27 protein-coding genes are annotated in these 26,117 nt (G+C 68.4%); 19 read left to right on the plus strand and 8 right to left on the minus strand.

Going from position 1 to position 26,117, the window contains the following annotated elements:
- Nucleotides 1-28: 28 nt before the first annotated feature.
- From Q0938_RS09385 to Q0938_RS09465, 17 genes are all read left to right on the plus strand, one after another.
- Nucleotides 29-691, plus strand: coding sequence for an adenylate kinase (locus Q0938_RS09385; protein ID WP_299361339.1), 663 nt, complete (start codon nucleotides 29-31; stop codon nucleotides 689-691).
- A gap of 149 nt (nucleotides 692-840) precedes the next feature.
- Nucleotides 841-1,209, plus strand: coding sequence for a 30S ribosomal protein S13 (rpsM, locus tag Q0938_RS09390; protein WP_299361341.1), 369 nt, complete (start codon nucleotides 841-843; stop codon nucleotides 1,207-1,209).
- Nucleotides 1,210-1,220: 11 nt separating this feature from the next.
- On the plus strand, nucleotides 1,221-1,610 hold the full coding sequence (gene rpsK, locus Q0938_RS09395) for a 30S ribosomal protein S11 (RefSeq protein ID WP_299361343.1): 390 nt from the start codon (nucleotides 1,221-1,223) through the stop codon (nucleotides 1,608-1,610).
- 118 nt (nucleotides 1,611-1,728) lie between these two features.
- A complete protein-coding gene (locus Q0938_RS09400; protein ID WP_299361345.1) occupies nucleotides 1,729-2,745 on the plus strand; it encodes a DNA-directed RNA polymerase subunit alpha in 1,017 nt (338 codons plus the stop codon).
- A gap of 111 nt (nucleotides 2,746-2,856) precedes the next feature.
- Nucleotides 2,857-3,285, plus strand: a complete 429-nt coding sequence (gene rplQ, locus Q0938_RS09405) for a 50S ribosomal protein L17 (protein ID WP_299361350.1) — start codon at nucleotides 2,857-2,859, stop codon at nucleotides 3,283-3,285.
- 389 nt (nucleotides 3,286-3,674) lie between these two features.
- Nucleotides 3,675-4,286, plus strand: a complete 612-nt coding sequence (locus tag Q0938_RS09410) for an autoinducer binding domain-containing protein (protein WP_299361353.1) — start codon at nucleotides 3,675-3,677, stop codon at nucleotides 4,284-4,286.
- 63 nt (nucleotides 4,287-4,349) lie between these two features.
- Nucleotides 4,350-4,940, plus strand: coding sequence for an acyl-homoserine-lactone synthase (locus tag Q0938_RS09415; protein ID WP_299361355.1), 591 nt, complete (start codon nucleotides 4,350-4,352; stop codon nucleotides 4,938-4,940).
- 55 nt (nucleotides 4,941-4,995) lie between these two features.
- Nucleotides 4,996-6,315, plus strand: a complete 1,320-nt coding sequence (locus Q0938_RS09420) for a replication-associated recombination protein A (RefSeq protein ID WP_299361361.1) — start codon at nucleotides 4,996-4,998, stop codon at nucleotides 6,313-6,315.
- A 31-nt stretch (nucleotides 6,316-6,346) separates the two neighbouring features.
- Nucleotides 6,347-6,715 (plus strand): fluoride efflux transporter CrcB, encoded by a 369-nt coding sequence (gene crcB, locus Q0938_RS09425; protein WP_299361363.1) that lies wholly within the window; start codon nucleotides 6,347-6,349, stop codon nucleotides 6,713-6,715.
- A complete protein-coding gene (locus tag Q0938_RS09430) occupies nucleotides 6,712-7,755 on the plus strand; it encodes an RluA family pseudouridine synthase (RefSeq protein WP_299361365.1) in 1,044 nt (347 codons plus the stop codon). The genes crcB and Q0938_RS09430 overlap by 4 nt, the downstream gene beginning before the upstream one ends.
- Complete coding sequence (locus Q0938_RS09435; protein ID WP_299361367.1) at nucleotides 7,752-8,408, plus strand: HAD-IA family hydrolase; 657 nt, start codon at nucleotides 7,752-7,754, stop codon at nucleotides 8,406-8,408. Before Q0938_RS09430 ends, Q0938_RS09435 begins: the two co-directional genes overlap by 4 nt.
- A complete protein-coding gene (locus Q0938_RS09440; RefSeq protein WP_299361369.1) occupies nucleotides 8,405-9,118 on the plus strand; it encodes an ATP12 family chaperone protein in 714 nt (237 codons plus the stop codon). Before Q0938_RS09435 ends, Q0938_RS09440 begins: the two co-directional genes overlap by 4 nt.
- 226 nt (nucleotides 9,119-9,344) lie before the next feature.
- Nucleotides 9,345-10,373 (plus strand): amino acid ABC transporter substrate-binding protein, encoded by a 1,029-nt coding sequence (locus Q0938_RS09445; RefSeq protein WP_299361371.1) that lies wholly within the window; start codon nucleotides 9,345-9,347, stop codon nucleotides 10,371-10,373.
- A 120-nt stretch (nucleotides 10,374-10,493) separates the two neighbouring features.
- Nucleotides 10,494-11,747 carry an ABC transporter permease subunit gene (locus Q0938_RS09450; protein WP_299361374.1) on the plus strand — a complete coding sequence of 418 codons (1,254 nt, stop codon included), beginning with the start codon at nucleotides 10,494-10,496 and terminating at the stop codon, nucleotides 11,745-11,747.
- Nucleotide 11,748: 1 nt separating this feature from the next.
- Nucleotides 11,749-13,200: an amino acid ABC transporter permease gene (locus Q0938_RS09455; protein ID WP_299361376.1), complete on the plus strand. Its 1,452-nt coding sequence runs from the start codon at nucleotides 11,749-11,751 to the stop codon at nucleotides 13,198-13,200.
- Nucleotides 13,201-13,209: 9 nt separating this feature from the next.
- Nucleotides 13,210-14,019, plus strand: a complete 810-nt coding sequence (locus Q0938_RS09460) for an amino acid ABC transporter ATP-binding protein (protein WP_299361379.1) — start codon at nucleotides 13,210-13,212, stop codon at nucleotides 14,017-14,019.
- Nucleotides 14,020-14,048: 29 nt separating this feature from the next.
- A complete protein-coding gene (locus Q0938_RS09465; RefSeq protein ID WP_299361380.1) occupies nucleotides 14,049-14,912 on the plus strand; it encodes a calcium-binding protein in 864 nt (287 codons plus the stop codon).
- A gap of 228 nt (nucleotides 14,913-15,140) precedes the next feature.
- Here Q0938_RS09465 and Q0938_RS09470 read toward each other — a convergent pair whose 3' ends face one another.
- Nucleotides 15,141-16,061, minus strand: a complete 921-nt coding sequence (locus tag Q0938_RS09470; protein WP_299361381.1) for a D-amino-acid transaminase — start codon at nucleotides 16,059-16,061, stop codon at nucleotides 15,141-15,143.
- 167 nt (nucleotides 16,062-16,228) lie between these two features.
- Between Q0938_RS09470 and Q0938_RS09475 the strand changes: the two genes are divergently transcribed.
- Entirely contained in the window at nucleotides 16,229-17,185 is a 957-nt protein-coding gene (locus Q0938_RS09475; RefSeq protein ID WP_299361382.1) for an L-malyl-CoA/beta-methylmalyl-CoA lyase, read from the plus strand.
- Nucleotides 17,186-17,367: 182 nt separating this feature from the next.
- On the opposite strand, the gene Q0938_RS09480 is transcribed toward Q0938_RS09475, so the two are convergent.
- From Q0938_RS09480 to Q0938_RS09505, 6 genes are all read right to left on the minus strand, one after another.
- Nucleotides 17,368-19,029 carry a BCCT family transporter gene (locus Q0938_RS09480; protein WP_299361658.1) on the minus strand — a complete coding sequence of 554 codons (1,662 nt, stop codon included), beginning with the start codon at nucleotides 19,027-19,029 and terminating at the stop codon, nucleotides 17,368-17,370.
- 203 nt (nucleotides 19,030-19,232) lie between these two features.
- The gene (locus tag Q0938_RS09485) at nucleotides 19,233-19,604 is read right to left on the minus strand and encodes a zf-TFIIB domain-containing protein (RefSeq protein ID WP_299361385.1); all 372 of its coding nucleotides are present in this window, start codon (nucleotides 19,602-19,604) and stop codon (nucleotides 19,233-19,235) included.
- Nucleotides 19,605-19,749: 145 nt separating this feature from the next.
- On the minus strand, nucleotides 19,750-21,357 hold the full coding sequence (locus tag Q0938_RS09490) for a dipeptide ABC transporter ATP-binding protein (RefSeq protein WP_299361387.1): 1,608 nt from the start codon (nucleotides 21,355-21,357) through the stop codon (nucleotides 19,750-19,752).
- On the minus strand, nucleotides 21,354-22,259 hold the full coding sequence (locus Q0938_RS09495) for an ABC transporter permease (RefSeq protein WP_299361389.1): 906 nt from the start codon (nucleotides 22,257-22,259) through the stop codon (nucleotides 21,354-21,356). Before Q0938_RS09495 ends, Q0938_RS09490 begins: the two co-directional genes overlap by 4 nt.
- Entirely contained in the window at nucleotides 22,256-23,197 is a 942-nt protein-coding gene (locus tag Q0938_RS09500) for an ABC transporter permease (RefSeq protein WP_299361391.1), read from the minus strand. The genes Q0938_RS09495 and Q0938_RS09500 overlap by 4 nt, the downstream gene beginning before the upstream one ends.
- 99 nt (nucleotides 23,198-23,296) lie before the next feature.
- Nucleotides 23,297-24,928, minus strand: coding sequence for an MFS transporter (locus Q0938_RS09505; protein WP_299361394.1), 1,632 nt, complete (start codon nucleotides 24,926-24,928; stop codon nucleotides 23,297-23,299).
- 109 nt (nucleotides 24,929-25,037) lie between these two features.
- Between Q0938_RS09505 and Q0938_RS09510 the strand changes: the two genes are divergently transcribed.
- The gene (locus Q0938_RS09510; protein ID WP_299361397.1) at nucleotides 25,038-25,514 is read left to right on the plus strand and encodes a hypothetical protein; all 477 of its coding nucleotides are present in this window, start codon (nucleotides 25,038-25,040) and stop codon (nucleotides 25,512-25,514) included.
- A gap of 25 nt (nucleotides 25,515-25,539) precedes the next feature.
- On the opposite strand, the gene Q0938_RS19400 is transcribed toward Q0938_RS09510, so the two are convergent.
- Nucleotides 25,540-26,097 (minus strand): GlsB/YeaQ/YmgE family stress response membrane protein, encoded by a 558-nt coding sequence (locus tag Q0938_RS19400; RefSeq protein WP_366942745.1) that lies wholly within the window; start codon nucleotides 26,095-26,097, stop codon nucleotides 25,540-25,542.
- Between the last annotated feature and the right edge of the window lie 20 nt (nucleotides 26,098-26,117).

The following is a 26,117-nucleotide window of genomic DNA, read 5'->3' on the forward strand; positions in this document are numbered from 1 at the left end:
ACTCGATCGTCAGAGGGGGGACATGACGATGACGACCAATATCATCCTGCTGGGGCCGCCGGGCGCCGGAAAAGGCACCCAGGCCCGCCGGCTGGTCGAGGAGCGCGGTCTGGTCCAGCTGTCGACCGGCGACATGCTGCGCGAGGCCCGCAGTTCCAACAGCGAGATGGGCAAGGTCGTCGCCGACGTCATGGACAAGGGCCAGCTGGTCACGGACGAGATCGTCATTGGACTGATCCGTGAAAAGCTGGAAACCACCGAGGCACCCGGCTTCATCTTCGACGGGTTTCCCCGCACCCTCGCGCAGGCCGATGCGCTGGGGGACCTGCTCACCGGGATGGGTCAGCAGATCGACGTGGTGATCGAGATGCAGGTCGATGACGCGGCCTTGGTCGACCGGATCAGCGGCCGCTTCACCTGCGGCAACTGCGGCGAAGTCTATCACGACACGACCCGGCCGACGGAAAAGCCGGGGGTTTGCGACGTGTGCGGCTCGACGGACCTCAAGCGGCGTGCCGACGACAATGCCGAAAGCCTCAAGACCCGCCTGCTGGAATACTACAAGAAGACCTCGCCCCTGATCGGCTACTACTATGCGCAGGGGCGGCTGCAATCGCTCAACGGGCTGGCCGACATCGAGGAGGTGGCCGGCAGGATGGGGCAGATCGTGGACGCCGCCGTGTCCGCTTGACAGCACTTTGGCTGTCCTCTAACCCACACTCTCTCGCTTGAGAATCGGCCATCATGGTTGATCGAATCGGGCCCGAAGGTAAGCCTTCGGGTCTTTGGTTGTGAAAAAAGGTTCCGGTGCTACGGAACCGCAACGATAAGGATACACGCGTGGCTCGTATTGCTGGCGTCAACATTCCGACGGGGAAACGCGTCCCCATCGCACTGACCTACATCCATGGCATCGGCCGGATGTACGCAGACCAGATCTGCGAAACCGTGGGGATCGACGCGTCGCGCCGGGTCAACGAACTGTCCGACGCGGAAGTTCTGGCCATCCGCGAATATATCGACGCCAACCTCACCGTCGAGGGTGACCTGCGCCGCGAGGCGCAGATGAACATCAAGCGGCTGATGGACCTCGGCTCGTATCGCGGTCTGCGCCACCGTCGCGGCCTGCCAGTGCGCGGCCAGCGCACCCACACCAACGCCCGCACCCGCAAGGGCCCGGCCAAGCCGATCGCCGGCAAGAAGAAGTAAGGGGCAGGACCATGGCACGCGACAAGACGCGCATGAAGCGCAAGGAACGCAAGAACATCGCCACCGGGGTGGCGCATGTGAACAGCAGCTTCAACAACACCAAGATCCTGATCTCGGACGTGCAGGGCAACGCCATCGCCTGGTCGTCGGCCGGGGCCATGGGGTTCAAGGGGTCGCGGAAATCGACGCCCTATGCCGCGCAGATGGCGGCCGAGGACGCCGGCAAGAAGGCCCAGGAACACGGCGTCCGCACCCTCGAGGTCGAGGTTCAGGGTCCTGGCTCCGGACGGGAATCGGCGCTGCGGGCGCTGGCTGCGGCGGGTTTCAACATCACCGCCATTCGCGACGTGACGCCGATCGCCCATAACGGCGTTCGCCCGCCCAAGCGCCGCCGCGTCTGACCCTGCTTCTGATATTCACCGGCCCGACCGTGCATCGGTACGGGCCGGATATTCGCATTTTACCTCGGGCGTTTCCGGCGGCTGGACATGAGCCGGAGACAGGAATGGAGGAAATCGCATGATCCACAAGAACTGGGCCGAACTGATCAAGCCGATGCAGCTTGACGTCCGTGCGGGCGCCGACGCGGCACGCGTCGCGACCCTGATCGCGGAGCCGCTGGAACGGGGTTTCGGCCTGACGCTGGGCAACGCGCTGCGGCGGGTCCTGATGTCGTCGCTGCAGGGTGCCGCGATCGTCAGCGTGCAGATGGACAACGTGCTGCACGAGTTCTCGTCGGTGGCCGGTGTCCGCGAGGACGTGACCGACATCGTCCTGAACCTCAAGGGCGTGACGCTGAAGATGGACGTGGACGGCCCCAAGCGGCTGACCCTTTCGGCCAAGGGCCCGGGCGAGGTCAAGGCGGGGCAGATCCAGGAAACCGCGGGCATCACCATCCTGAACCGCGATCACGTCATCTGCCACCTGGACGAGGGGGCAGAGCTGCACATGGAACTGACTGTCGCCAACGGCAAGGGCTATGTCGCGGCGGACAAGAACCGCCCCGAGGATGCGCCCATCGGGCTGATCCCGATCGACGCGATCTTCTCGCCGGTCAAGAGGGTCAGCTATGAAGTCACGCCGACCCGCGAGGGCCAGGTGCTGGACTATGACAAGCTGCTGATGAGGATCGAGACTGATGGCAGCCTGACACCCGATGACGCCGTGGCCTATGCCGCGCGCATCCTGCAGGATCAACTGTCGGTGTTCGTGAACTTCGACGAGCCGGAATCGGCCTCGCGCGGCGACAGCGACGACGGACTGGAGTTCGACCCGCGGCTGCTGAAGAAGGTCGACGAGCTGGAGCTGTCGGTGCGGTCGGCGAACTGCCTGAAGAACGACAACATCGTCTATATCGGCGATCTGATCCAGAAGACCGAGGCCGAGATGCTGCGGACCCCGAACTTCGGCCGCAAGTCCCTGAACGAGATCAAGGAAGTGCTGTCGGGCATGGGCCTGCACCTGGGCATGGACGTGGTGGACTGGCCCCCCGAGAACATCGAGGATCTGGCCAAGCGCTTCGACGACCAGTTCTGAGATCCCGGTGCGTGTCGTGCACGCGCCGGAAAGACCGGGCTTTAGCCCCAAGGAGAGCGGACCGCACGCACGGGACGCCGGACAAAGCAAAACACGGTATAGGAGATCATCATGCGTCACGCCCGCGGCTATCGCCGCCTGAACCGCACCCACGAACACCGCAAGGCGCTGTTTGCCAACATGGCCGGCAGCCTGATTGAGCACGAGCAGATCAAGACCACGCTGCCCAAGGCCAAGGAACTGCGCCCGATCATCGAGAAGCTGATCACCCTGGCAAAGCGCGGCGACCTGCATGCGCGCCGTCAGGCCGCCGCGCAGCTGAAGCAGGACGCGTATGTCGCCAAGCTGTTCGACGAGCTGGGTGCCCGCTACAAGGACCGGCAGGGCGGATATGTGCGCGTCCTGCGGGCCGGGTTCCGCTATGGTGACATGGCCCCCATGGCCATCATTGAATTCGTTGACCGGGACGTGTCGGCCAAGGGCGCGGCGGATCGTGCCCGGGTCGAAGCGGAGTTCGACATGGAAGATGCGACCGCCTGAGGCGGTGACGTCGCGTCGCAGATTTCAGCCCCCTGTCCTTCGGACAGGGGGCGTTTCGATGCGGCAGGATGAATGTGGTGGGGCGACGGATCGGTCGGGCGTCAGCCCCGGGCGCGCTTCGTCAGCCACGACGGGAGACAGACCACGGCGCTCGCAGGTCTTTGATTCAAATGCGTTGCAAGTCGATCGGCGACCTGATCGGCCTCGCTCGGCGACAGGATTCCGGCTTGCTTCATGGCGTTAAGGGCAGATTCCGCATGTGCCGGCAGCTTGCCCCGAGACCGTCCCGTCTGGATTATGTCACCCACTGAGCACACCCAACTGAACCACGCGCCTTCCCCAAGCGATAATCAGATTGACGGCCACGAAAGCAATTTGTCTAAAAGGTCATGTCTGCTCGTGCTGAAATCAACGCGGCTCTGACCCGCTTCAACAAGATCGCGCCGGCGGGGTACTACGCGGCGTTGCACATCCGCTTTGCGGCGCCCGTGATGCAGTTCCAGACATACCCGGCCGCGTGGACGCAGCGTTACGCGCAGAATGGCTACGCCTTGCGCGATCCGACGATCGCCTGGGGCTTTTCGACGACGGGATCATGCCGGTGGTCGGCACTGCCGGTTCCGGACCCGTTCGGGATCATCAAGGACGCGGCGGCACACGGGCTGCCCTTCGGCATGACGGTTTCGTGGGGTCCGATCACCTCACGCTCAATTTGCAGTTTCGCGCACAACAAGCGCGAGTTCACGGATGACGAGGTCGAAACGATCTTGGTCACGGTACGACGGCTTCATGACATCACAGAGCCGCCGGAGAGCCTGACAAAGGCTCAGCAAGAGGCCCTCCGGTGCATCGCGGAGGGCGACCGTCATGCAGCAGCGGCTGCCAAGTTGGGAATCACCGAAAGTGCCTTCAAGGCTCGTCTCATCGCGGCCCGCGAGCGTTTGATGGCCCGCACGACAGCGGAGGCGCTTCAACGTGCCAAAGAGTACCGCCTGCTTTAAGGACGGCGCCCGATTTCGCCGCGTCACTCCGGAGGGTTGTTTCATAACCCCAGGAGTAGTTCCATGCAGACCACCACGCTTTCCTTCAGCAATCTCCACGTCCACGGCGAACTGTTTGCCAACCTGTTCCGCGCTCGGCGTGAAAGCTTCATTGTCCAGAAGAACTGGGACCTTCCGCAGGCGGACGGAATGGAATTCGACCAGTACGACACGCCGCAAAGCCGCTGGATCGCGGTTCACGACGCCGGACAGGTGCTGGGCGGGTTCCGCCTGACCCCCACCACCGCCCGGTGCGGCATGTATTCCTACATGATCCGGGATGCCCAGAACGGCATGCTGGGCGGATCGATACCCCAGGACCTTCTGTACGAGACCGCGCCCGTCGACCCGCAGGTCTGGGAATGCACGCGCGTGTTCGTCACCCATTCGACACCCCAGGCGATCCGCCGCAAGGTCCATTTCAGCATGGTCGATGCGATGACCGGGGCGGCCCGCGAACTGGGCGCGACCCGTCTGATCGCCCTCACTGGCGCCACGTGGCCGCGCTGGTACGCCCGCTGCGGCCTCGAGGCCGAGGCGATCGGTCCGGTGAAGTGGATTGACGACGGGGATTTCCAGTGCGTCTCGATCAACCTGACCGGCAAGATGCACTAAGTGGATGAGTAGGGGGATAGCAAGAACATGACGGGCGGCCTAGTGTCTGCCCGTCATGACCGATCTCTTCGACAGCCTTCCTGAAGCGCCGCCCCCGACCGCCCCTCAGGCGCACAGGCCATTGGCCGATCGCATCCGGCCAACCGCGCTGTCAGAGGTCATAGGTCAGGAGCATGTTCTGGGCCCGACCGGCCCGCTGGGTGCCATGCTGGCCGCCGGGAGCCTGGGTTCGCTGATCCTGTGGGGTCCGCCGGGGGTCGGCAAGACGACGATCGCGCGGCTGCTGGCCCATGAGGGCGGGCGCAGCTTCGTTCAGATCTCCGCCATCTTTTCGGGCGTGCCCGAACTGCGCAAGGTGTTCGACGCGGCTGCGCTGCGGCGCCGGCAGGGGCAGGGCACCCTGCTGTTCGTCGACGAGATCCACCGGTTCAACCGGGCGCAGCAGGACAGCTTTCTGCCGCACATGGAGGACGGGACCATCCTGCTGGTCGGCGCCACGACCGAGAACCCGTCCTTCGAACTGAACGCCGCGCTTCTGTCGCGGGCGCAGGTCATCGTCCTGAACCGCCTGACCCTGGCCGACCTCGAGCGGCTGGTGCAGCGCGCCGAGCGGGAGCTGGGGCGCGCGCTGCCGCTGTCCGGCCCGGCCCGCGAGGCGCTGCTGGACATGGCCGACGGGGACGGCCGCGCCTGCCTGAACCTGGTCGAGCAGGTCATGGCGTGGCAGGTTGCCGCGCCCCTGGACACCGAGGAACTGGGCCGACGGCTGATGCGGCGGGCACCGCTCTACGACAAGTCGGGGGACGGGCACTTCAACCTGATCTCGGCCCTGCACAAGGCGGTGCGGGGATCGGACCCGGACGCCGCCGTCTACTGGCTCGCCCGGATGCTCGATGGCGGCGAGGATCCGCGCTACCTGGCCCGTCGGATCACCCGCATGGCCATCGAGGATATCGGGCTGGCCGATCCGGCGGCGCAGCGGCACTGCCTCGACGCGTGGGCGCTCTACGAACGGCTGGGCAGCCCCGAAGGCGAGCTGGCGCTGGCGCAGGCGGTGATCTACCTGGCCCTGGCTCCCAAGTCGAACGCCGGGTACATGGCCTACAAGGCCGCGCGCGCCGAGGCGAAGCGCACCGGCAGCCTTGCGCCGCCCGCCCATATCCTGAACGCCCCGACCAGGCTGATGAAGGAGCAGGGTTACGGGGCCGGCTACGCCTATGATCACGATGCCGAGGACGGGTTTTCGGGGCAGAACTATTTCCCCGACGGCATGAAGCGCCCGATCTTCTATCACCCCGTCGAACGCGGTCACGAGCGCGAGCTGAAGAAGCGTCTCGACTGGTTCGTGGCCCAGCGACGCAGGCGCGGCGGTTGACTTTGATGCGGGCCGGGAACAGGACGGCAGCATGATGAACCCCTTCCTTCAGGTGGCGCTGGGTGGCGCCGCGGGCGCCGTCGCACGCTACGGCGTGAACCGCGCCACGATGGCCGTGCTTGGTCCCGGATTTCCGGTGGCGACCCTGATCGTCAATGTCGTCGGATCCTTTCTGATGGGGCTGCTGGTGGTGCTGCTGGCGACCCGCGGCAATGCCTGGGCACCGCTGCTGATGACCGGCGCCCTGGGCGGCTTCACCACGTTTTCCGCGTTCTCGCTGGATGCACTGACGTTGTGGCAACGGGGGCAGCACGGGGCGGCCGCGGCCTATGTCCTGCTCTCGGTGGGTCTCTCTCTTTCGGCGATCGTCGCCGGGCTGGCCGTGGGGCGCGCGGCATGAGTGGTGTCCAGACGGTCCGCGTGGGCGGCGACGAAGGCTACCAGCGGCTGGACCGGTGGCTGCGCAAGCGGTTTCCGCAGCTGAACCAGATCGCGATCGAGAAGCTGTGCCGCACCGGCCAGCTGCGGGTCGATGGCGGTCGCGTCAAGCCCGCGACCCGGATCGAGCCCGGCCAGGAGGTCCGCGTCCCGCCCTTGCCCGACGCCGCACCACCGGCCGCGCCGCGGCCGGGCCCGCGTGACAGCGACGCGCAGATGATCCAGGCGGCGGTGCTGTGGCGGGACGATCACATCATCGCCCTGAACAAGCCCGCCGGGCTGCCCAGCCAGGGTGGCTCGGGGCAGGGCGACCGGCATGTGGACGGGCTGACCCCGGCGCTGATGTTCGGCTACAAGGACCGGCCCAAGCTGGTGCACCGGCTGGACAAGGACACCTCCGGCGTCCTGCTGCTGGCCCGCACCGACCGGGTGGCGCGACGGCTGTCCGAGGCGTTCCGCGCGCGGACGACGCGCAAGATCTACTGGGCCGCGGTCGCCGGCGTTCCCGCGCCGCGGATGGGCACGGTCCGGTTCGGCCTGGTGAAGGCGCCGGGCCACGGCCGCGGCGGCGAAGGCGAGAAGATGATCTGCATCCACCCCTCGCGCGTGGAGCAGACCGAAGGCGCCAAGCGCGCCACGACCGACTACGCGGTGCTGGACAGCCTGGGGACACGGGTCAGCTGGTGCGCGCTGGTACCAATCACCGGGCGCACCCACCAGCTGCGGGCCCACATGGCCGAGCTGGGGCACCCGATCATCGGGGACGGCAAGTATGGCGGATCGGGCCAGGAAAACCTGGGGGACGGCTGGGGTGCCCAGCTGGGCGGCGAGATCAGCCGCAAGCTGCATCTGCACGCCCGCTCGATCGCCTTCGATCACCCGATCACCGGAAAGCGCGTCACCCTGACCGCGCCGCTGCCGGACCACATGGCGCGCACCTGGAAGACGCTGGGATGGCACGAGAACGACGTTCCCGCCGATCCGTTCGAGGTGCAATCGTGAAGCTGGTCATCTGGGATGTGGACGGGACGCTGGTCGACAGTCACGACATGATCGTCCGGTCGATGGCGCACGGGATGGCCGCCGCGAACCTGCCGGAACTGCCCGCCGCGCAGGTCAGCCGGATCGTCGGCCTGTCCTTGCCCGTCGCCGTCGCGACGCTGTTGCCCGACGCCGACGAGCCCACCCGGGGCGCCGTGGTCGCGGGCTACCGGCGCAGCTATCAGGCCGCCCGCACCCGGCAGGAATCGCCGCTGTTCAGTGGCGCCCGCGCCTGCCTGGACCGGCTGGCCGGCTGCACCGACCTGCTGATGGCGGTCGCCACCGGCAAGTCGCAGCGCGGCCTGTCGGCCCTGATCGCCGCACATGACCTGTCCCGTTATTTCGTCAGCACCCACTGTGCCGACGGTCACCCGTCGAAACCGGCCCCCGGCATGGTGCTGGCCTGCCTCGCCGATGCCGGCGTGGCGGCAGACGACGCGGTCATGATCGGCGACACGACATTCGACATCATCATGGCCGGCAATGCGGGTGTCGCCGGGCTGGGGGTGGCGTGGGGTCATCACGCGCCGGCGGACCTGACCGCGGCCGGGGCGCGCGCCGTCGCAGGTGATTTCGATCACCTGACACGGCTGATCGAGGAGTGGGCGGCGTGAGTGAATGGAAGTTCCGCCGTTTCTGGCAGGACGCGGCGCTGGTGGACTTGCCGGATGGCTGGCAGGTCGTGCTCGACGGAAAGCCCGTGAACACCCCCGGCAAGCTGCCGCTGGTGCTGCCTACCCTCCCCTTGGGGCAAGCAGTCGTCGCCGAGTGGGATGCCGTCGACGAGGTGGTGAACCCCGGCGCCATGCCCCTGACCCGCGCCGCCAACACGGCCATCGAACGGGTCACGCCGCAGTTCGACGGCGTGGCCGCCATGTTGGCCGACTATGGCGGCACCGACCTGTTATCCTATCGGGCCGACCGGCAGGAAGCGTTGCGCCGGGAACAGGCGGCTGCGTGGGATCCGCTGCTGGACTGGGCCGGCGATGTGCTGGGGGCGCGACTGGTCGTGACCGGCGGGGTGATCCCCGTCGCGCAGGATCCGGCGGCGATACGCGCGCTGGCAGGCCATGTCACCGCGCTGGATGTCTGGGGTCTGACGGCGCTGCATGAACTGGTGACGCTGTCGGGGTCGCTGGTGCTGGGCCTTGCCGTGCTGCACGGGCGCCTGTCGGCCAACGACGCGCACGGGCTGGCGCGGCTGGACGAGGCCTATCAGGCCCGCATCTGGGGACCGGATGAGGAAGCCGAGGCCGCGGCCGAGGCGCGCCGCCGGGCCATGGCCGATGCCGAGCGCCTGTGGCAGTTGTCCCGGCCGGCCTGAGCGGGACCTTTCGATCCGTCCGGCCAGCCGTCCTCGCGTCCCCCAGCCGTCATGCTGGGGTTGATCGGCAGCCGCCGGCGCGTCGCTCTGCGGGCTTCTTCCTTGACGGGCTCCGATCGATCGTCACAATCATTGGCGATCGGGCCCGCAGGCCCGCAATTCGCAGGGCCGGACCACGGCTCGTCATTCTTCCCGGCCGCAGGGGCGGGTCAACAGAGAGGTTCGCATGAACAATTCGGTATTCTTCGGTGCCGTGGCAGGTCTGGCCGTCCTGTCTGGTGGTCCTGCGCTTGCAGCCGAGGGCGACACGCTGAAGGAGGTCAAGGCGCGCGACCAGCTGATCTGCGGGGTCAACACGGGTCTGGTCGGGTTCGCGGCGCCGGATGCGAACGGCAACTGGTCCGGTTTCGACATCGCGCTGTGCAAGGCCATCGCCGCTGCGGTGCTGGGCGATACCACCAAGATCAAGTACGTGCCCACGACCGGCCAGACGCGCTTTACCGCGTTGACCTCGGGCGAAGTAGACGTGCTGGCCCGCAACTCGACCTGGTCGTTCCAGCGCGACACCGACCTGACGATGGATTTTGCCGGCGTGAACTATTACGATGGGCAGGGCTTCATGGTCAGCAAGGATCTGGGCGTCAGCAGCGCCAAGGAGCTGGACGGCGCGACGATCTGCGTCCAGACCGGCACGACGACCGAGCTGAACCTCGCCGACTGGATGAAGGCCAACAGCATATCCTATCAGCCGGTCAACATCGATTCCAACGCCGAGGGCGAACAGCAATACCTGGCGGGGGCCTGCGACGCCTACACCACGGACGCATCCGGACTGGCCGCGACCCGCGCGGCGTTCGCCGATCCGGAAAACCACGTCATCCTGCCGGAGATCATCTCCAAGGAGCCGCTTGGCCCGGTCGTCCGCCACGGGGACAACAACTGGGGCGACATCGTCCGCTGGACCCTCTACGCGCTGATCGCGGCCGAGGAATACAACGTCACCTCGGCCAACATCGAGGAACTGGCGAAATCGTCCACGAACCCCGAGATCCAGCGCCTGCTGGGCGCCAGCGACGACCTTGGCGCGATGATCGGGCTGGACAAGGAATGGGCCAAGCGGGCGATCAGCGCGTCCGGCAACTACGGTGAGATCTTTGCCGCGACGATCGGCGAGCAGACACCGATCGGTCTGGCCCGGGGCCTGAACGCCCAGTGGACCCAGGGCGGGCTGATGTACGCGATGCCGTTCCGCTGATCCGCGACACCCGAAATCGGGATCGCGCGGCCGCAGCCGCGCGATCGCGCCTGCAGGACCGAACCTGACGCCGGGATCGCCGGGACAGCCCCGTCGACCCGCGCCACCAGAGGACATTGAATGACCGACCTGCCGCCGGCAGACCACAGGCCGTTCCGTCTCTCCATGCTGGTCTACGACCGGCGCTATAGATCCCTGACCATCCAGGCCGTCGTGTTCATCGCGGTGATGCTGGTTGCCGCATGGCTGATCGACAATACGGTCCGGAACCTTGCCGCGATGGGCAAGACGTTCAGCTTCTCGTATCTGTGGAACCGCGCCGGGTACGACATCCCGTTCAGCGTCATCCCCTATACTTCGGATTCCACGCATCTGCGCGCCGCCGGTGTGGGGCTGCTGAACACCCTGCTGGTGTCGGCGCTGGGCTGCGTGCTGGCCACCATCGTCGGCGTGCTGGTCGGCATCCTGCGGCTGTCGAACAACTGGCTGATCGGCCGTTTGATGACGGTCTATGTCGAGATCTTCCGCAACATCCCGCTGCTGCTGTGGATCCTCGTCATCCTGGCCGTGTTCACTGAGGTCATGCCGACCCCCCGCGATTATCGCGGTGACAACCCGGCCGCGACGATGATCCTGTTCGACGCGGTGGCGCCGACCAACCGCTATACCGCGGTCCCCCGCCTCGCGATGGAACGCGATCCCGGAGTCGTGATGCTGGGCGACGTGGCGATCAGCAAGGCCTTGCTGGCATTCGTCGCGGCGCTGGTCCTGGCGTGGCTGGGGTGGCGCGCCCTGCGCCGCTGGGCCGCCGCCCGGCAGGACCGGACCGGCGTGCGCCCGACCACCTGGTGGATCTCGGTCCTGCTGTTCGTGGTTCCGCTCGTGGTCCTGATCCGGCTGTTCGGGATCCACCTGGTCCCGCCCGAGCTGCGCGGCTTCAACTTTGCCGGCGGGATGAACCTCGACAACGGCTTTGTCGTGCTGCTGCTGGCGCTGACGCTGTATACCGGCGCGTTCATCGCCGAGATCGTGCGGGCCGGCATCCTGTCGGTCAGCCGCGGGCAGTCCGAGGCTGCCGCGGCGCTGGGAATGCGGGCGCGTCCGACCATGGGGCTGGTGATCCTGCCGCAGGCGCTGCGGGTGATCATTCCGCCGCTGATCTCGCAATTCCTGAACCTCACCAAGAACAGTTCGCTGGCGATCGCCGTGGGGTTTCCGGACCTGCGGGCCACCCTGGGCGGCACGACCCTGAACCAGACCGGGCGCGAGATGGAATCGATGATCCTGATGATGGGCGTGTATCTGGCGATCAGCCTGATCATTTCGGCCGTGATGAACGTCTACAACGCCCGGATCAGGCTGAAGGAGCGGTGAGATGAGCGAACTGCACGCCGAAACCGTCCCCTATGTCCGCGACACCATGCTGCCGCAGGCCGCCCCGCCCGCGTCCCAAGCCGGCGCAGTGAAATGGCTGCGCGACAACCTGTTCTCGGGGCCCGTGAACACGCTGCTGACCGTGATCGGGCTGGCGATCATCTGGTGGCTGTTCCAGCACTTCTACCCGTGGTTCCGCCATTCGGTATGGAACGCGTCCAGCATGGCCGAATGCCGCGCGCTCATCACCGCGCAATGGGGCGACGGCGCGACCGGCGCCTGTTTCGGGGTGATCCGCGAACGCTGGAACCAGTTCATGTTCGGATTCTACCCGTCCGAACACTACTGGCGCCCCACGGCCACGTTCGGCCTGCTGTTCCTGGCCGTCGCGCCGGTGCTGTTCACCGAAAGCAGGCTGCTGCGCTGGACGGTGCTGGCGATCGCGGGGGTGCTGACCTTTGCCCTGGCCATGGTGCTGGACGGCCCCACGACAGGCCTGGCGCTGCTGGCCGTCGGTATCGTTCTGTGGACCGCCCTGATCGAATACGCCCCGTCGCGGGCGCTGCTGCTGAGCCTGATCTATCCGTTGTTTGCCGTGTGGATGCTGTGGGGCGGCCCGGTCTGGGGACCGGCGATGGTCCTGGCGGGGGCGATCATCGGGCTGGTCGTCTGGCGCCTGCTGGCGCGTCTGGGGGTGGTCGGCGCGGTGCTCGGACTGCTGGCCGCGGTGGCGTGGTGGGCGTTCTACGCAGGCGCGGCGGCGGCGGATCTGCAGGTCCTGGTGCCGGCGGCGCTGCCCCCGGTGTCGTCGCGGATGTTCGGGGGGTTCCTGCTGGCGATCACGATCGGCGTCGCGGGGATAGTCATGTCGCTGCCGCTGGGGATCATCCTGGCGCTGGCGCGGCAGTCGGACATGGCGGTGGTCAAGTCCTTTGCCGTGATCTTCATCGAGTTCATCCGCGGCGTGCCGCTGATCACGCTGCTGTTCGTCGCCTCGATCCTGCTGAACTATTTCCTGCCGCCGGGGACCAGCTTCGACATCATCCTGCGGGTGATCATCATGGTCACGCTGTTCGCGTCGGCCTACATGGCCGAGGTGATCCGCGGCGGCCTCGCCTCGTTGCCGCGCGGGCAGTACGAGGCTGCGGGGGCGCTGGGGCTGGATTACTGGAAGGCGCAGCGCCTGATCATCCTGCCGCAGGCGCTGAAGATCTCGATCCCCGCGATCGTCGGGACGTTCATCGGCGTGTTCAAGGACACGACACTGGTCACCTTTGTCGGGCTGTTCGATCCGCTGAAACAGATGGCCGACACGATCCGCGCGTCGTTCGAATGGAAGGGTGCCTACTGGGAGCCGTACATCTTCACCGGCGCCATCTTCTTCATCCTGTGCTTCAGCATGTCGCGCTATTCCATGTATCTGGAACAGCGGCTGAAGCGCGAGCATAGCTGAGGGCCGATCATGACCACCCCCGACCCCCGACCTGCCGCCGCCGCGCCAACGCCGCTGGACCGCAGCCGCATGACCGTGGGCGACGAGATCGCGATCGAGATCGTCGCGATGAACAAGTGGTTCGGGACGTTCCACGTGTTGCGCGACATCGACCTGACCGTGCGGCGGGGCGAGCGCATCGTCATCGCCGGCCCGTCCGGGTCGGGAAAGTCGACGCTGATCCGCTGCATCAACCGGCTGGAGGAGCATCAGTCCGGCCGCATCGTCGTCGACGGGGTCGAACTGACCAACGACCTAAAGAACATCGACAAGATCCGATCCGAGGTCGGGATGGTGTTCCAGCACTTCAACCTGTTCCCGCATCTGACGGTGCTGGAGAACTGCACGCTGGCGCCGATCTGGGTGCGCAAGACCCCGCGCCGGCAGGCCGAGGCGACGGCGATGCAGTACCTGGAAAAGGTCAAGATCCCGGAACAGGCCCACAAATATCCGGGCCAGCTGTCCGGGGGCCAGCAGCAGCGGGTCGCGATCGCCCGCAGCCTGTGCATGGAACCCAAGATCATGCTGTTCGACGAACCGACCAGCGCCCTTGACCCCGAGATGATCAAGGAGGTTCTCGACACCATGATCGAGCTGGCCCAGGACGGCATGACGATGATCTGCGTGACCCATGAGATGGGCTTTGCCCAGGCGGTGGCGAACCGGGTGATCTTCATGGACCAGGGGCAGATCGTCGAGCAGAACAACCCGCGCGACTTCTTCAACAATCCCCAGTCGGAACGGACCAAGCTGTTCCTCAGCCAGATCCTGGGACATTGACGGGCTGAGCATCCCGCGAGGAGAGAGTGATGAACCAGATGTACATGATGCTGTTCGGGGCGCTTGCCCTGGCCGGACTTGCGGGGCTGATCAGCAGTGCCGACGACGATGACGAGGAGGAGCTGCCGCCGCTGCCCGAAGACATCTTCGAGGGGCGCGAGCAGGTCGAGGGGACCGACGACGACGAGGTCCTGACCGGCACGGACGGACCGGACGTGGTGCAAAGCTACGACGGCGACGACACGGTGAATGGCGGGGCCGGCGACGACTACATATTCACCGGCCGCGACGACGACGTGGTCACCCCCGACCCCGGCAACGACCACATCTATCTGGGGCTGGACGACGACCTGTACAATCCGGCGGGTTCGACCTCTAACGCGGGCAACGACACGATCTGGGGCGGTAGCGGCGACGACACGATCGCCACCGGCGAAGGCGCGCATCTGCTCCTGGGCGACGACGAGGATGACGACCTCCGCGGCGGTGACGACAGCATCGTGGCCACCAACGGCACCGACCGGCTGCTGGGTGGCGACGGGGACGATTACCTCAGCGCCCTGGATGACGCGGGACGCGAGACGGAGCAGGCCGACTATCTGGACGGCGGCGACGGCGACGACACGCTGGTGGGCGACGGGGACGACACGCTAGCAGGGGGCACGGGCGCGGACCGGTACGTGCTGGCGGCGGATTCGGATGCGCCGGCGCGGGTGGTGTACGGGTCGAGCGACACGGTCGTCATCACGCACGACGACAGCTATGCCGGGCGGGGCGTGGTCAGCGTCGAGCAGGTGGACGAGAATGCCCAGGTCCTGCTGGACGGAAAGCTGGTCGCGGTGCTGCCCGAGGTGCCCGCGTCCGAGGTCCGGGCGATCGTCGAGAGGGTCTGACCCGCCGCAGCCGAGGTGCGAGCGGTCGCCGGGCGGCATGTGCGCCGCCTGGCGATGTTCACGCATGGTTCATGCAGTTTTCATGCATCGTTCCGGGGGGCGTTGCGCAACACCCGCGCCGTCGTGCGGGCGATGACCGGGGCGGGCGGCCCCGCCCTCGGCCCGCCGCGGTTCGGCAGCCGGTGCCCGCGGGATCTGCGGTCGTGGGGGCGGGCGTGCGCCCCGCGATCAGATCGCGGCCTTGCGGCTTTCCTCCAGGTAGATCTCGCGCAGGCGGCGGGCCACCGGGCCCGGAGTGCCGCTGCCGATCGTCGCGTCGTCGATCCGGACCACCGGCAGCACGAAGGCGCTGGCCGAGGTGATGAAGGCCTCGTCCGCGGCCTGAGCCTCGTCCACGGTGAAGCTGCGTTCCTCGATCGTCATCTGCGCCTCGCGCGCCAAGCGCAGCACCGCGGCGCGGGTGATCCCGTGCAGGATGTCGTTCGACAGCGCCCGGGTGATGATCCGGCCGTCCTTGACGATATAGGCGTTGTTCGACGTGCCCTCGGTGACCAGCCCATCCTCGACCAGCCAGGCGTCGTCGGCGCCGCGGGCCTTGGCCTCCATCTTGGCCATCGAGGGGTACAGCAGCTGCACCGTCTTGATGTCGCGCCGGCTCCACCGCAGGTCGGGCAGGGTCACGACGGTGAGGCCGGTGTCGGCCTGCGGGTTGTCGGCCAGCCCCGGCTTGTTCCAGCCGAACAGCACCACGGTCGGGGGCGTGTCGGCGGGCGGATAGACGAAGTCGCGGTCGCCGCCGTTGCCGCGGCTGATCTGCAGGTAGATCATGCCGTCGGTGATCCCGTTCTCGGCGATCAGGCGGCGATGCACCGCCAGATAGTCGTCGCTGTCCATCGGATTGCGGATCCCGAGTTCGGACAGCGACCGGTCGAGCCGGGCCATGTGGCCCGGAAAGTCCACGAGCTTGCCATCCAGCACGCTGGTCACCTCGTACACCGCATCGGCCATGACGAAGCCGCGGTCGAAGATCGACACCCTGGCCTCGGTCTCGGGCAGATAGTCGCCGTTCAGATAGACGGTGCGCTGGGCGGGGCTGGACGGGACGGCGCCGGATGGGGCGGTCGTGGGGGGTGCGGTTGTGGCAGTCATGGGGGGGCCTCTTGCCGGATGCTCTGGCCGGTCCTGCGCCAGCCGGGCGGACCCGTCAAGGCGGCGCGGCCGGCCGGGGCCGCCGCGGGGCCGCAACTTGCCGCCCCGGCCGCAATAATCTACGCACGGGGCCAGCACCCACGACACATCGTTACGCAGGAAACCGCATGTCCTTTCGCATCCAGCCCGCCCCGCCCGCCCGCCTGAACCGCTGCCAGCTGTTCGGGCCCGGATCGCGCGAGTCGCTTTTCGCCAAGATGGCCAAGTCCGCGGCCGACGTGATCAACCTGGACCTGGAGGATTCGGTCGCCCCCGACGACAAGGCGCAGGCGCGGCGCAATGTGATCCAGGCGATCGGGGATATCGACTGGGGCAACAAGACCCTGTCGGTGCGGATCAACGGGCTGGACACGCCCTACTGGTATCGCGACGTGGTCGATTTGTTGGAGCAGGCGGGCGAGCGGCTGGACCTGATCATGATCCCCAAGGCCGGCAACGCGTCGGACATCTATGCCGTCGACGCGCTGGTCACCGCGGTGGAACGGGCGAAGGGCCGCAGCAAGCAGCTGGGGCTGGAGGTGATCATCGAATCGGCGGCCGGCATCGCCCATGTCGAGGAGATCGCGGCATCGTCGCCGCGGCTGCAGGCGATGAGCCTGGGGGCGGCTGACTTCGCGGCGTCGATGGGCATGGCCACCACCGGAATCGGCGGCACGCAGGAAAACTATTACATGGCGCATGGCGGCCAGAAATACTGGTCCGACCCGTGGCACTGGGCGCAGACGGCGATCGTCGCGGCCTGCCGCACCCATGGGGTGCTGCCGGTGGACGGGCCGTTCGGCGATTTCAGCGACGAGGAGGGATTCCGCGCCCAGGCGCTGCGCTCGGCCACGCTGGGCATGGTCGGGAAATGGGCGATTCACCCGAGCCAGGTGGCCATGGCCAACGAGATCTTTTCGCCCAGCGCGCAGGCGGTGGCCGAGGCGCGCGAGATCCTGGCCGCCATGGAGGAGGCGCAGAAATCCGGCGCCGGCGCGGCGGTATACAAAGGTAGACTGGTTGACATCGCGTCCATCCGTCAGGCAAAAGTGATCGTGTCGCAGGCAGAGTTGATCGGCGACTGACCAATTCCCAGGGCGCTGTGCGTGGAGGCGCAGGGCCCGTACGGGGGAGGAGCAGCAGGCCCCGCGCCGTCACCGGCCGGGGCCTGTTCGTGTCAGGCATAACGTTGTTGCAGACCAGGAGTGCCGCGGAGGCCGCCCTGCAGGGTGGCGCGCGCGACCCCGGGGGCTGCGCGCGCGGGGCGTCACTGGTTCTCGGCGACGTGGCGGTGTTCGTCCATCAGCCCGCGGACGACCGCATAGCAGGCGCCCAGCAGCACGAAGGTGAACGGGAACCCGGTCGAGACCGCCATCGCCTGCAGCGCGGTCAGCCCGCCGCCCAGCATCAGCGCGATCGCCAGCAGACCCTCGAAGGTGCACCAGAACACCCGCTGCGGCACCGGCGAGGCGACCTTGCCGCCTGACGCAATGGTGTCGATCACCAGCGAGCCGGAATCCGACGAGGTGATGAAGAACACCAGCACCAGCACGATGCCGAGCAGGCTGGTGATCGCGGTCAGCGGCAGCTGGCTGAGCATCGCGAACAGCTTGAGTTCCAGCGCCGCGTCCACCGCCTCGGTGAAGCCGCCCAGATACTGGGTGATGGCGGTGCCGCCCAGTGCGGTCATCCACAGGATCGAGATCAGCGACGGGATCAGCAGCACCGCGATCAGGAACTGCCGCACGGTACGACCGCGCGAGACGCGGGCGATGAACATGCCGACGAAGGGCGACCAGCTGATCCACCACGCCCAGTAGAACCCGGTCCAGGCCTGGCGGTAATTGTCGTCAGTGCGGCCGAACGGGTTCGACAGCGGCACGATTTCCCGCGCATAGGCGGCGAGGTTGCCGAAGAACCCGGTGAGGATCTGCAGCGTGGGGCCGGCCAGGATGATGAACAGCAGCAGCCCCATCGCCATGATCATGTTGATCTCGGACAGCATCTTGACGCCCTTTTCGACGCCCAGCATGACCGACAGGGTGGCGACGAAGGTGACCGCCACGATCACCAGGATCTTGGTCAGGTTGGTTGCCGGAAACCCGAACAGCTGGTTCATCCCCGCGGTCGCCTGTTCGGCGCCGAAGCCCAGCGAGGTGACGAGGCCGAAGATCGTCGCGAACACCGCCAGGATGTCGATGACATGGCCGGGCCATCCCCAGATCCGGTCGCCGAAGATCGGGTAGAACACCGACCGCATGGTCAGCGGCAGCCCCTTGTTGAAGCTGAACAGCGCCAGCGCCAGCGCGACGATCGCGTACATCGCCCAGGGGTGCAGCCCCCAGTGGTAGATGGTCGCGGCCATGCCCAGCCGGCGCGCGGCCAGGGGATCGCCCTCGGCCCCGTTCAGGGGGGCCCAGTCGGTGCGGACGCCGTTCTCGACGGTCACGCCGCCCAGCGACGATTCGAAATGGCTGAGCGGTTCGCTGACCCCGTAGAAGACGAGGCCGATGCCCATGCCGGCCGCGAACAGCATCGCGAACCAGCCGAACAGGGTGAAGTCGGGGGTGGCGTCCGGGCCGCCCAGCCGGACCCTGCCCAGCGGGGTCACGATCAGCACGAGGCACAGCAGCACGATGATGTTGCCCGCCGACAGGAAGAACCAGTCGAGATTGCCGGTCAGCGCGTCGCGCAGGCTGGTGAAGGCGCGTTCCAGGCCGCTGGGCTGGGCGACGCCGTCGATCGGCGGGGTGGCGGTGACGATCTGGCCGATCAGGGTGCCGATCGTGAACAGCGCGATCATGCTGGCCGAGATCAGGAAGACGATCTTGTGGATGTCGATTTCCAGCGTGATGGCGTGGCTCACGTTGTCCTGCCCGAGCTCGTAGTCGGTCTCGATGATCCGGGTCGGACCTTCGGGTTCGGGCATGTCGGGTTCGCCGGTGGACGGCGGTTCGGCGGGCACCTGCTCGGGGTGCCCGGCCAGGATCGGCTGTTCATAGCGCGGGTCGCCGGGGTGACCCGGCCCGTGCAATGGATCGCTCATTCGGCATCCTTTCGCTGAGGGGAAGCGGCTGCATACCCGATCGTGACGAAAGGTGAAATCCCGGTGAGCCGGAAACCGGGTGCCGCTCAGCTGAAGTCGAAGATGTCCGACAGGAACGACTCGCGGCGCTTGCGGGGCCGATAGTCGTCGCGGGGGCGGTCGTCGCGGTAGCGGTCGTCGCCGCGCCAGGGCTCGGGCGGGCGGGCGTCGCGGCGGTCGTCGGGATAGCCGCGCGGGTCGGGGCGGTGATCTGCCGGGAAGCGGTCGCCGCCGAACGCGTCACGCGGCCCCGGGTCGGCCACCCGGGCGGCCTGGGCGATGTCGGCGCCGGCGCGGTCGACGATCTTGTCCAGCTCGCCCCGGTCAAGCCACACGCCGCGGCATTTCGGGCAGTAGTCGATCTCCACCCCGCTGCGTTGGGTCATCACGAGGGTTTCGCCGTCGACGGGGCACTGCATGGCACGATCCTTTTGCTGGCGCGGTCCGGGGTCCGGCCCGGCGCGCTGGGTGTGGAGCCGAGTTGGGATGACCGGGGCGGCGATGCAAGGCTTGCCGCGCGCGTCGGCGCCGGTCCGCGCTGGCCGCCCGTTGTCGGGCGAGGGGTCAGCCGGGCGCCCAGCCCTCCGGGATGCGCGGGGTCGCGGCGACCAGTTCGCGGGCCGGGTCGCTGCGCGGGGCCTGCAGCACCTGTTCGGTCGGCCCGTCCTCGACCAGCCGCCCCTGGTCCATGACCAGCACGCGGTCGGTGATCGAGCGGACCACCGACAGGTCGTGGCTGATGAACAGCCAGGCGATGCCGTGGCGGCGGCGCAGATCGGCCAGCAGGTCCAGCACCTGCGCCCGCACCCGCACGTCCAGCGCGCTGACCGCCTCGTCCAGGACGATCAGCCGGGGGCGGATGATCAGCGCGCGGGCGATCGCGATGCGCTGGCGCTGGCCGCCCGAGAACTGGTGGATGTGGCGGTTCATCGCGTCCGCCTCGATCCCGACCTCGGCCAGCGCCTCGGCGACGCGTTGCCGCCAGTCGGGCGGGCGGCCGGTCAGGTGGAACGGCTCGGCCACCAGCCGGTCCACGCGCCAGCGCGGGTCGAAGCTGCCGAACGGGTCCTGGAACACCACCTGGACCCGGGCCCGCAGCGCTGCGGGCATGCGCCCGGCGATCACCGGCTGGCCGTCCAGAAGGATGCTGCCCCCCTGCAACGGGTCCAGCCCGAGGATGGCGCGGGTGAGGGTGGATTTGCCGCAACCGGATTCCCCCACCAGCCCGACGCTTTCGCCTTCGCCCAGGGTGAAGCTGACATCGTCGATGGCGCGCAGTTCGGTCGCTGCAGTCGCGTCCGGACCGACGGGCGGGCCCGCGGGCCGGGCGGCGCGCTGCAGGTGGTAGATGCGCGTCGCGTTCTGCACCTGCAGGATGGGCTGGCGGCCGGTCCGCGGCGGGGCCGCCGCCGGCTGGTGGCGCGCGGCCGCGAACAGCGCCCGGGTATAGGGGTGGTGCTGGGTGCGGAACAGCGTCTCGGTCGCGGCTTCCTCGACGATGCGGCCGTGCTGCATCACCGCGACCCGGTCGGCGATTCCCGCGACGACGGCCAGGTCGTGGGTGATCAGCAGCAGCGCCATCGCCTCGTCCCGGACCAGGTCCCGCAGCAGCTCCAGGATCTGCGCCTGGGTGGTCACGTCGAGCGCGGTGGTGGGTTCGTCGGCGATCAGCAACTCGGGCGCATCGGCGATGGCCATGGCGATCGCCACGCGCTGGCGCTGGCCGCCGGACAGCTGGTGCGGAAACAGGTCGAGCGGAAAGCGCGGCGCCGGCAGGCCCACGCGGTCCAGCCGCTGGCGCGCCACCTGCCGGGCGGCGCGGCGGGTCATGCCGTGATGAAGGGTCAGCACCTCGGCCACCTGGTCGCCGATGGTCATCAGCGGGTTCAGCGCGGTCATCGGTTCCTGGAAGATCATCCCGATCCGGCGGCCGCGCAGGTCCGCCATCTGCCGGTCGGTCAGGTCCAGCAGGTTGCGCCCGTCCAGCCCGACATGGCCGCCGGTCTGCGCCCGGTGCGGCAGCAGCCCCATGATTGCTAGCGCAGTCATCGACTTGCCCGAGCCGCTTTCGCCCACCAGCCCGGTGATGGTGCCGGACTGCAGCTGCAGGTCGACATCGGCCAGCACGGCGGCGGTCCCGATCGTCACCGACAGGTCGCGCAGTTCGATCACGTCAGCCTCGTGCGCAGCCGCGGGTCCAGCGCGTCGCGCAGCGCGTCGCCCAGCAGGTTCAGGCCCAGCACCGTGCCGACGATGGCGAGGCCCGGGATGATCGCGACATGCGGGGCCAGCGTCACCATGGTCTGCGCCTCGGCCAGCATCCGGCCCCAGCTGGGAATCGGGGGCTGGGCGCCCAGACCGACATAGGACAGCCCGGCCTCGGCCAGGATGCCCAGGCTGAACTGGATGGTGCCCTGCACGATCAGCAGGTTGGCGATGTTGGGCAGCACATGTTCGGCGCTGATCCGGGCCCGGCCCTTGCCGGCCACCCGGGCGGCGCGGATATAGTCCAGCGTCCAGATCGGCAGCGCCCCGGCCCGGGTGACGCGGGCGAAGACGGGGATGTTGAAGATGCCGATGGCAATGATCGCGTTGACCGCCGACGGCCCCATCGCGGCGGTGATCAGGATCGCGATCACCAGCGACGGAAAGGCAAAGATCAGGTCGTTGCCGCGCATGATCACGTCGTCGACGAGGCTGCCGCGGGTCGCCGCCGCCCACAGGCCGAGCGGTACCCCGAAGGTCATGCCGATTCCCACCGCGACCAGCGCCACCGCCAGCGAGGTGCGCGCGCCCACCATGACCATCGACAGGATGTCGCGGCCGAAGTGATCGGTGCCAAGCCAGTGGCCGGGGCCGGGGGGCTGCAGCCGGTCGGCAATCGCCATGCTGGTCACGTCGAAGGGGGTCCAGACGAAGGACAGCAGGGCGGCCCCCAGCGCCACCGCCGTCAGCACCGCACCGAGCCACAGGCCCAGGCGGGCCCGCCCCCCCTCGGGCCGACCGGCCCCGGACCGGCCGGCACCCGATCCGCCTGCGGGCAGCCGCGCGGCGCGGGGTCGCGGCGCGGTCATCGGGTCCGCAACCGCGGGTCGATCAGCACATAGGCGAGATCGACGAGAAAGGTGACCAGGATCACCGCCGCCACCAGGACCAGCACCGCCGACTGCACCACGACCAGGTCGCGCTGGGTGATCGCCTGGAAGATCAGCCGGCCGATGCCGGGCAGGTAGAACACGTTCTCGATGATGATGGCGCCGGCCAGCAGGAAGGAAAACTGCATCCCGAGGATGGTCAGCACCGGGATCAGCGCGTTGCGCAGGGCGTGGCGGCGCAGCGCCTGGCCGCGGGTCAGCCCCTTGGCCCGGGCCGAGCGGATGTAGTCCTGGCCCAGCGTCTCGACCAGCGCAGAGCGCAGCACGCGGGCCAGGATCGCGCCCTGCGGCAGGGCCAGCGCGACGGCGGGCAGGATCAGGGCGCGCAGCGCCGCCAGCGGCTGGTCCCAACCCGGAAAGCCGCCGGCGGGCAGCAGCCGCAGCTTGACCGCGAACAGCAGCACCAGCAGCATCGCGAACCAGAAATTCGGCAGCGCGATGCCCAGCTGCGTGGCCCCCATCACCGCCACGTCGCCGCCGCGGCCGCGCCGCGCCGCCGCGAACATCCCGGCCGGGAACGCCACCGCGACCGCCAGCACCAGCGCCATCACCGCCAGCGGCAGCGACACCTGGATCCGGTCCCACAGCATTCCCGCCACCGGCGTCTTGTAGGCGAGGCTGGTGCCCAGATCGCCGGTGAGGATGCCGCCCATCCAGCGCGCGTAGCGGACCGGCCAGGGCAGATCGAGCCCCATCTGCTGGCGCAGCGCGGCCAACGTGTCGGGGCGCGCCCCGGTGCCCAGCATGAAGCTGGCCGGATCGCCGGGAACCAGGTCGACCACCGCGAAGATCGCCGCCGAGGCGACGAGCAGGCTGAGGATCAGCGTGGCCAGGCGGCGGGACAGGTGGCGGACCATGGGCCTGACGCTAAGGCGCGGGGCGGCGCGCCGTCCAGCGCCTTGGCACCGGCGTCGGGCCGTGACCCCGGGCGGGACCGGTGCGACGGGGCGCCGCGGTCATGCCCCCGGCACCTCGAGCTTGCCCAGCAGCGGCAGGTCGTCGGCGGGACTGACGCTGTGGCGCTCGATCATCCGCACCACCACCGGATCGTCCGGTCCCCGGTGCAGGGCGCGCAGGGCGACGGTCACCTCGGCGTCGGACTTGGTGCGGCGCAGGTTGTGGCGCACGTAGTCGTCCCAGGTGGCGATGTGGTAGCTTTCGGTCCAGCGTTCCGGGTGTTCCAGATCGCGCAGCAGCGCCCAGTTGCGGGCGCCGTCGCGGCGGCGGATGATGCGGCGCCGCGCCATCAGGCGCAGGAAGGCGGGCACGTCGTCCTGGTCGACAAGGTACTGGACCATCACCATGATCGGCCCCGACCGGCCGCGCAGGTCCAGCGCCAGCGGCGGTTCGCGGAACCGGTTGGCCGGGTCGAGGTCCAGGTTGCCGAATTCCGGCTGGCTGAACCAGCGGCCGATCAGCGCCCCCACCAGCAGCAGCGCGCTGGCGGACAGCAGCGCCGCCTGCACCGAGTGGCTGCCCGCGATCCCGCCCCACAGCCAGGCGCCCGCCGCCATGCCGCCGAAGGTCGCGGTCTGGTAGAGCGCCAGGCTGCGCGCGACGACCCAGCGCGGCGTGGACAGCTGCACCGTGACGTTGAACAGCGACAGCGCCATGACCCAGCTGGCGCCGGCCGGCAGCAGGGCCAGCCCCTGCAACCAAGCGCGGTCGGTCAGCGCCAGCACCAGCGTCGCCAGCGAAAACCCCAGGAAGGCCAGCCGCACGATCGCCTCGTTCGACATGGTGGCGCGCAGCCGCGGGTTCAGCACCGCGCCCAGGATCGCGCCGACGCCATAGCAGCCCAGCAGCAGCCCCAGCATCAGCGACCCGCCGGTCGGGTGCTGCACGGCGATCAGCGGCAGCAGCGCCAGCACCGCGACCGCCGACAGGCCGAACAGCGCGCCGCGGGCCAGCACCCGGATCAGGTGCGGCGACAGCGCCACATAGCGCAGCCCCGCCGCCAGCGCCGGACCTAGCGTTTCGGGTCTGCTGCGGCTGGACCGCTCCGGCGGGGTCCAGCGCGCCATCGCGGCCAGCAGCGGCAGGTAGCTGGCGGCGTTCACCGCGAAGGCCGCGGCGGCGCCAAAGGCGGCGGTGATCAGCCCGCCGGCCGCCGGGCCCACGCTGCGCATCAGGTTGAAGCCGACCGAGTTCAGCGTGACCGCAGCCGGCAGATCCTCCCGCGGGACCAGATCGCCCATGCTGGCCTGCCACGGCGGATTGTAGAGCGCCTGGCCCACCCCGATCAGGAAGGTCAGGGCCAGCAGGCTCCACGGGGCGAGCACGCCCCGCCACGCGGTGACCGCCAGGATCAGCGACACGGTCGCCATGATCGCCAGCGCCACCAGCATCACCCGCCGCTTGTCGAAGATGTCGGCGAGCGCCCCCGACACCAGCGCGAACAGCATGATCGGCAACGTGTTGGAGGCCTGGACCAGCGCGATCAGCGTGGCGCTGTCGGTGAGCCGGGTCATCATCCAGGCGGCGCCCACCGCCTGCACCAGCCCGCCGAAGTTCGACACCAGCGTGGCTGTCCACAAGGTGCGGAAGGCGGTATGTCGGAACGGTTGAAGCGCAGCGCCGGGGACCATGGCGGCCACAGTAGCGCGGCGTCAGGCGGGGGCAATCGCTCCGGGTACGCTACCGGCGGCCCGACGCGCCACAAGGATCGCCCGGAACCCGGGCCGGAGGAAACGAGGCATGGACGAGGCGGCGCGAACCGAGGGGCCGGAAGCGGCGCGGGACAATGACCGGGCCCGGCAGATGGCGATCCGCGCGATCATCGATGGCAGGGGGGCGGAACTGGCCGTGCTCACCTCGTCCGACAGCATCTGCTGGCTGACCGGGCGCCGGGCGGACGACGCATCCGGGATGGTGGCGGTGATCGTGACCGCCTCGAGGTGCGTGCCGGTCACCGACTGGGCGCAGATCGCGCGGGGAGCGGGGCAAGGCCGGCCCGTCGCCGTCGAGACCGGCGCGCTGGGCGCGGACGGGCTGGCGGCGATCCGGGCCGCGCTGGCGCCTGCGCGGATCGTCTGCATCGCAGCGGACACGGCCCGGCTGTGCGCGCCGCGCCGCGACGGGACCACGGCCGGAACCGGGACCACCCCCATGCGCGGCGCATCGGCCCCGGCGCCCGGCACAACGAAAAGCCCCTGCCGCGCGGGCAGGGGCTGATCGAGGGCGAAGCGGGCGGCCGTTATCAGGCGCGCCGGAACATCCGCAGCAGCAGCAGCAGGATGACGGCGCCGATGGTCGAATAGATGACCGCGCCGATGAAGCTCGCCTCCGGCCCGATCCGCAGGCCGATGGCCGGGAACAGGAACGAGGCCAGCAGCGCGCCGACGATGCCGACGACGATGTTCATCACCACGCCATGCCCTTCGCCGCTCACGATCTTGCCAGCCAGCCAGCCGGCGATCGCGCCGATGATCAGAGAGACGATCAGTCCCATGCCGTTCAATACCATGGTCAAGTACCCTTCTGTTTGCCGGTCCCGCAGAGCCGGCGTGCCATATTCCCCCGAACAATCAGGATATTCGCATTGTTCCAGCCTGGTTGCAGCGTCGCATGTTTCGGCGCCGCGTGCGACATTTTGGCAACTTGCCCCGGCACAGCAGATCCGAAGCATTTTTATCACGTCACGATCTGGTGCAGGCCCCTGCGCATTGACCTTTGAGTCGTGTAAACGGCGAATGAATGTCAGACGAATCGCCCCCGGTTCTGCCGCCGGGAGGTGCGGTTTGCTGTCCGCTGCCATGGGCGCGCCCCGCGCCGCCC

This window comes from uncultured Paracoccus sp. (genome assembly GCF_947496875.1).
GTDB lineage: Bacteria > Pseudomonadota > Alphaproteobacteria > Rhodobacterales > Rhodobacteraceae > Paracoccus.

Bases quoted from the DNA above. Each gene is read 5' to 3' on its own strand.
- Q0938_RS09385 (WP_299361339.1), top strand. From the start codon at position 29: ATGACGACCAATATCATCCTGCTGGGGCCGCCGGGCGCCGGAAAAGGC.
- rpsK (WP_299361343.1), top strand. From the start codon at position 1,221: ATGGCACGCGACAAGACGCGCATGAAGCGCAAGGAACGCAAGAACATC.
- Q0938_RS09400 (WP_299361345.1), top strand. From the start codon at position 1,729: ATGATCCACAAGAACTGGGCCGAACTGATCAAGCCGATGCAGCTTGAC.
- rplQ (WP_299361350.1), top strand. From the start codon at position 2,857: ATGCGTCACGCCCGCGGCTATCGCCGCCTGAACCGCACCCACGAACAC.
- Q0938_RS09410 (WP_299361353.1), top strand. From the start codon at position 3,675: ATGTCTGCTCGTGCTGAAATCAACGCGGCTCTGACCCGCTTCAACAAG.
- Q0938_RS09415 (WP_299361355.1), top strand. From the start codon at position 4,350: ATGCAGACCACCACGCTTTCCTTCAGCAATCTCCACGTCCACGGCGAA.
- Q0938_RS09420 (WP_299361361.1), top strand. From the start codon at position 4,996: ATGACCGATCTCTTCGACAGCCTTCCTGAAGCGCCGCCCCCGACCGCC.
- crcB (WP_299361363.1), top strand. From the start codon at position 6,347: ATGATGAACCCCTTCCTTCAGGTGGCGCTGGGTGGCGCCGCGGGCGCC.
- Q0938_RS09430 (WP_299361365.1), top strand. From the start codon at position 6,712: ATGAGTGGTGTCCAGACGGTCCGCGTGGGCGGCGACGAAGGCTACCAG.
- Q0938_RS09445 (WP_299361371.1), top strand. From the start codon at position 9,345: ATGAACAATTCGGTATTCTTCGGTGCCGTGGCAGGTCTGGCCGTCCTG.
- Q0938_RS09450 (WP_299361374.1), top strand. From the start codon at position 10,494: ATGACCGACCTGCCGCCGGCAGACCACAGGCCGTTCCGTCTCTCCATG.
- Q0938_RS09455 (WP_299361376.1), top strand. From the start codon at position 11,749: ATGAGCGAACTGCACGCCGAAACCGTCCCCTATGTCCGCGACACCATG.
- Q0938_RS09460 (WP_299361379.1), top strand. From the start codon at position 13,210: ATGACCACCCCCGACCCCCGACCTGCCGCCGCCGCGCCAACGCCGCTG.
- Q0938_RS09465 (WP_299361380.1), top strand. From the start codon at position 14,049: ATGAACCAGATGTACATGATGCTGTTCGGGGCGCTTGCCCTGGCCGGA.
- Q0938_RS09470 (WP_299361381.1), bottom strand. From the start codon at position 16,061: ATGACTGCCACAACCGCACCCCCCACGACCGCCCCATCCGGCGCCGTC.
- Q0938_RS09475 (WP_299361382.1), top strand. From the start codon at position 16,229: ATGTCCTTTCGCATCCAGCCCGCCCCGCCCGCCCGCCTGAACCGCTGC.
- Q0938_RS09480 (WP_299361658.1), bottom strand. From the start codon at position 19,029: ATGCCCGAACCCGAAGGTCCGACCCGGATCATCGAGACCGACTACGAG.
- Q0938_RS09485 (WP_299361385.1), bottom strand. From the start codon at position 19,604: ATGCAGTGCCCCGTCGACGGCGAAACCCTCGTGATGACCCAACGCAGC.
- Q0938_RS09495 (WP_299361389.1), bottom strand. From the start codon at position 22,259: ATGACCGCGCCGCGACCCCGCGCCGCGCGGCTGCCCGCAGGCGGATCG.
- Q0938_RS09500 (WP_299361391.1), bottom strand. From the start codon at position 23,197: ATGGTCCGCCACCTGTCCCGCCGCCTGGCCACGCTGATCCTCAGCCTG.
- Q0938_RS09505 (WP_299361394.1), bottom strand. From the start codon at position 24,928: ATGGTCCCCGGCGCTGCGCTTCAACCGTTCCGACATACCGCCTTCCGC.
- Q0938_RS09510 (WP_299361397.1), top strand. From the start codon at position 25,038: ATGGACGAGGCGGCGCGAACCGAGGGGCCGGAAGCGGCGCGGGACAAT.
- Q0938_RS19400 (WP_366942745.1), bottom strand. From the start codon at position 26,097: ATGGCAGCGGACAGCAAACCGCACCTCCCGGCGGCAGAACCGGGGGCG.